Origin of the sequence: Caulobacter sp. D5, from assembly GCF_003185805.1 — a bacterium.
Lineage (GTDB): Bacteria > Pseudomonadota > Alphaproteobacteria > Caulobacterales > Caulobacteraceae > Caulobacter.
On the sequence record NZ_QHJY01000230.1, the window covers coordinates 1 to 4604 of the forward strand.

General features: G+C 68.8%; 4 protein-coding genes and 2 pseudogenes. 2 read left to right on the plus strand and 4 right to left on the minus strand.

Annotated elements, in window-relative coordinates; all coding sequences use genetic code 11:
• The first annotated feature begins 204 nt into the window (after positions 1-204).
• Together DMC18_RS15540 and DMC18_RS26975 are read left to right on the plus strand one after the other, a co-directional pair.
• Positions 205-1020, plus strand: coding sequence for a thiazole synthase (locus DMC18_RS15540; RefSeq protein ID WP_110119826.1), 816 nt, complete (start codon positions 205-207; stop codon positions 1018-1020).
• Between the two features lie 26 nt (positions 1021-1046).
• Positions 1047-1118: pseudogene (locus DMC18_RS26975) on the plus strand (hypothetical protein); the annotation flags it as partial.
• Between the two features lie 119 nt (positions 1119-1237).
• Here the strand turns inward: DMC18_RS26975 and DMC18_RS15545 are convergent.
• From DMC18_RS15545 to DMC18_RS26075, 4 genes and pseudogenes are all read right to left on the minus strand, one after another.
• Positions 1238-1567 (minus strand): hypothetical protein, encoded by a 330-nt coding sequence (locus DMC18_RS15545; protein WP_110119825.1) that lies wholly within the window; start codon positions 1565-1567, stop codon positions 1238-1240.
• A 187-nt stretch (positions 1568-1754) separates the two neighbouring features.
• Positions 1755-2519, minus strand: coding sequence for a DsbA family protein (locus tag DMC18_RS15550; RefSeq protein WP_110119824.1), 765 nt, complete (start codon positions 2517-2519; stop codon positions 1755-1757).
• Between the two features lie 20 nt (positions 2520-2539).
• A complete protein-coding gene (locus tag DMC18_RS15555) occupies positions 2540-3949 on the minus strand; it encodes a M48 family metalloprotease (protein WP_110119823.1) in 1410 nt (469 codons plus the stop codon).
• A 161-nt stretch (positions 3950-4110) separates the two neighbouring features.
• Positions 4111-4604, minus strand: a pseudogene (locus DMC18_RS26075) (hypothetical protein); the annotation flags it as partial.

Sequence of the window (4604 nt, forward strand, 5' to 3'; positions counted from 1 at the left end):
CCCCCATCCCAACCCTTCCCCCATCAAGGGGGAAGGGCTTTTTTGGCGCGGCGCATTTCAGAAAAAGCCTGGATCCCCGCTTTCGTGGGGATTTTACGGAGGAGGGGTGGCCAAGGCCGGTGGAAGCCAGGCAATCCCGACAGCCGATCACCCGCGGGCCTCTACGGATTTGAATCCCAGCCTGCCCAGGCGTAAACCGGCCGGATGAACGCGCACGTCTCCCCCGAATCCGCCGTCCAGACCGTCGACGCCGACGAGACCTGGACCGTCGCCGGCCGCACCTTCCGCTCGCGCCTGATCGTGGGCACCGGCAAGTACAAGGACTATGCGACCAACGCCGCCGCCGCCCGCGCGGCCGGGGCCGAGATCGTCACCGTGGCGGTGCGCCGCGTGAACCTGACCGATCCGAGCCAGCCGCTGCTGGTCGACTACGTCAAGCCGACCGAGTTCACCTATCTTCCGAACACGGCGGGCTGCTTCACCGGTGAGGACGCCGTGCGCACCCTGCGCCTGGCCCGCGAGGCCGGCGGCTGGGACCTGGTCAAGCTGGAGGTCCTTTCCGACCCCAAGACCCTGTTCCCGGACATGGAAGAGACCCTGCGCTCGCTGAAGCTGCTGGTCGCCGACGGCTTCCAGGTGATGGTCTACTGCTCGGATGATCCGGTCTACGCCCGCAAGCTGGAAGAGGCCGGCGCGGTGGCGATCATGCCGCTGGGGGCGCCGATCGGCTCGGGCCTGGGCATCCAGAACCGCGTCAACCTGCGGATCATCATCGAGAACGCCAAGGTGCCAGTGCTGGTCGACGCCGGCGTCGGCACGGCTTCGGACGCGGCGATCGGCATGGAGCTGGGCTGCGACGCCATCCTGATGAACACCGCCATCGCCGAGGCCAAGGACCCGATCCGCATGGCCAAGGCCATGAAGCACGCGGTGATCGCCGGGCGTGAGGCCTATCTGGCCGGGCGGATGCAGAAGCGGCTCTATGCCGATCCGAGCTCGCCGCTGGCGGGGCTGATTTAAGGGGCGTGCAAAGCCCCTGAAGTCGTCATCCCGGCCGCAGCGAAGCGGAGAGCCGGGACCCAGGAGCAGCCGCACTGCGCCGGCCCCTGGGTCCCGGATAAGCCCTGCGGGCTTTCCGGGATGACGTTGAATTAGCGAGAAATGTCAGGGCGGCTGAGAACGGCCCCCCCCTCCGGCCCTTCAGGCCACCTCCCCCAGAGGGGGAGGATCTTGGGCCTCAGGCCTTGACGTCGATCAGCACGCCCTTCTTTTCCTCGGCCTGCTGGGTGACCTCGTCCTTGATCATCTGCTTGATCTGGTCCTCGACCTTCTGGCGCTCCTTGGGGTCCATCGCGGCCACCTGCTCTTCGGTGAGGCCCAACTTGTCGAGGATGGCTGCGCGCATCTTCTCGGCCGGCGACTTGGACGCGTAGTCGTAGAGCTCCTGCTTGGCCGAGCTTCCGCCGAGGCCGGACGTGGCGGGGGCGAACTGGGCGGTCGCGCCGTTGACGCGATCGGCGGCCGCGGTCGACAGGATCGACCAGGAACTGGAACCGGAAACAAGCATGGGAACTCCCGCCGAAGATCTGGCGGGAGATGCAAAGCAAACGCCGTGCAAGCGGGGCTCGCACGGCGGTTACCAAAGATTTCAAAAGGTTGCGGCGACGTGTCGCGGCAAGGCCTGGCCAGAGCGGCAAAGCTTGCCGCGCCGTTTCGACCGCCGGGCGACTCCTGCCGCCCGGTCGCGCTCCGCGTCAGCCCTTCTTCTTGGCCGCCAGGCGGGCTTCCTCGATGGCCAGCTTCAGGGCGTTCATGTCGGCGCCCGGGATCATCTTGTCGCCGACGATGAAGGCCGGGGTGCCTTCGATGGCCAGGGTCTGGGCCAGGCCCTGGATGTCCTGCAGCTGCTGGGTGACGGAAGCGCTCTGGCCGGCGGCGCGGGCCTTGGCGACGTCGACGCCGGCGGCCTTGGCCAGGCGATCGACGGCGGCGTCGTCGAGGCTCTTCTCCTCCATCATCGCCTTGTAGACGGCCAGGGTCTTGCCCTGGTCCTGGGCGCCGATCGCCATGCGGGCGGCGACCTCGGAGGTGTGGCCGAAGATCACGAATTCCTTGAAGACGAAGCGGACGTCGGGGTTCTTCTCGATGATCTCGAGGATCTGCGGGGCGGCCAGCTTGCAGTAGCCGCACTTGTAGTCGAAGAACTCGGTGACGGTGATCGTCCCGTTCGGGTTGGCGACGAAGTCGCGCGGGTCGCGCTCGATGGCCTGGCGGTGCTTGGCGATGGCGCCCTGCGACTTGGCCGAGGCCTCGGCCAGCTGCTTTTCCTGCAGCTTGGCGCTGACTTCCAGCAGGATCTCCGGGTGCTCCAGCAGATAGGCGCGGACCTTCTTGCCGAAGGCCTCGTCGACCTTGGGCGTGTCGGCCTTGCCGGCGGTCTGGGGCTGGCTGCAGGCGGCCATGCCGATCGACAGGACGAGGCCGGCGGCGGCGAAGGCGAGGGGACGGCGAAGGGGCATTCAGGTCTCTATGCGGGAGGTCAACGGCCGAACAGGCCCTCTTTGGCGAGCGCCTTGAGGTCCTGGTCGCTGGGCTTGGAGGCCAGCACGATGTCGGTGGCGCGCCGCCACTCGGGGGTGTCCTTCTTGAGCAGTTCGCGGGCGCGCATGGCGAACACCCGGGCCTCGCGGACGGCGCCCAGGTTGAAGTACTGCTCGGCGGTGGCCAGGCGCGCGTCGCCGTCCTTGCCCTGCTTGTCGTAGGCCTGGGCCAGCAGGCGCCAGGCCACGGCGTTGTCGCTCTCGTTGACCAGGGCGCGCTTCAGCTCGCCGACGCCTTCCTCGACCTTCTTGGGATCGTCGAGGCCGATCAGGGTCTGGCCCAGATTGATGCGCAGCAGGGCCGCGTCGGGCTTGAGGGCGACGGAGCGGCGCTGCGGCTCCTCGGCCAGGGCCACGCGGTTGAACTCGAACAGGATCTGGCCCTTGAGCTCCCAGAGATAGGGGTTCTTCTCGTTCTCGCCGATCAGGTCGTCGAGGATGCGCAGGGCCCGGTCGGGCTCCTTCATCTGGTAGTAGGCGATGGCGCGGGCGTAGCGGGCGGGGAAGCCGCGGTCGCTTTCGCGATACTTGATGAGGGCCGTCTGCGGGTTGATGAACCCCTCCAGCTTGGCCTTCATGATCTCGTGCTCGGCCAGCTCGTCGGGGCTGTCGACGGCGTCGTAGTGCGGCAGGCGCTCGACCTTGGCCCGCAGGGCCTCGATGCGGTCGGACGACAGCGGGTGGCTGCGGAAATACGCAAAGCGCCGCGACTGGTCGAAGACCTCCTGGTAGCGGAAGTTGTCGAAGAACTCGACGAGGCCGCGGCCCGATTGGCCGGTGGCTTCCAGGAAGTTGGCGCCGGCCTGGTCGGCGCGGGATTCCTGCTCGCGGCTGTAGCCCAGGGCGCCGAGCGTGCCGAAATAGCTGGCGTTGCCGAACAGCACCGCGCCGGCGTCGGGCGCGCCGGCCAGGGCGGCCAGGACGCCCAGACCCATCGTCAGGATCATCGGCTTGAGGCCGGCCTTCATCATCTCGTCGGAGCGCAGCGGGTGGGCGCCGGCGAGGTGGCCGCTTTCGTGGGCGATGACGCCCTTCAGCTGGTTGGGCGTCTCAGTCTGCAGGATCAGGCCGGTGTTGAGGCCCATCATCAGGCCCTGGGTGGCGAAGGCGTTCAGTTCCTTGTCGCCGACCAGCAGGATGCGCACGGTCTTGGGATCCAGGCCCGCCGCCGCATAGATCGGGTCGGCGTCGCGATGCAGGATCTCTTCGATCTCGGTGTCGCGGATCAGTGAGATGCCGCCGTCCTGGGCGCGGGCCGCGCTGATCGGGGCCATGACGGCGGTCAGAAGCGCCAGGGCCGAGAGGCCGGCCCCGAAGGTCTTGCCGACCGCCCTCTTGCGGGACGTCATCGATGGTCTCCTGGTCGCGCCCCCGCGCCGTCGGGCAGACTAGCGCGCTTCAAGTGGGAATCGCAAAGGCTAGGCTTGTTCAGAGCGAGGCTTGTCTAGGAGGGGATATAGGCGCGAACCGCGGCGACGCCATGGCGCCGCCGCGGTCCTTTGTTGCTGGATCAGCCGCGGCGCCACCAGCCGCGCTTGGGCGCGGCGGGAGGAGCGGTGATCTCGTTCGGATCCGGCTCGGACGAGACCGGCGCGGGTTCCGGTTCGGCGGCGACGGGAGCGGGGGCGACGGGAGCCGCCTCGACGACCGGTTCGGCGACGGCTTCGACCACCGGCTCCGGCGCGACGGGCTCAGGAGCCGGCTCCGGGGCGATCTCGACATCGGCGGCGACGAGCGGCGCGGTCTCGGCGACGACTTCGGCCAGGGCCTCGGCGGGAGCCTCGGACGCGGCTTCGGCGATCACCGCTTCCACGGTTTCCGCGGCTTCAGTCTCGGCGGCGCCCTTGCGGCCACGGCTGCGCGAACGGCGCGGCTTCTTGGCCGGAGCGGCTTCGGCGGCCTCGGGCAGCTCGACCCAGACGTCGGCGGGCGGACCCAGGATCACTGGCGGCTCGAGCACCAGCGGCGCGACGTCCTCGACCGCGACCGGCGCGATCGGGGTCT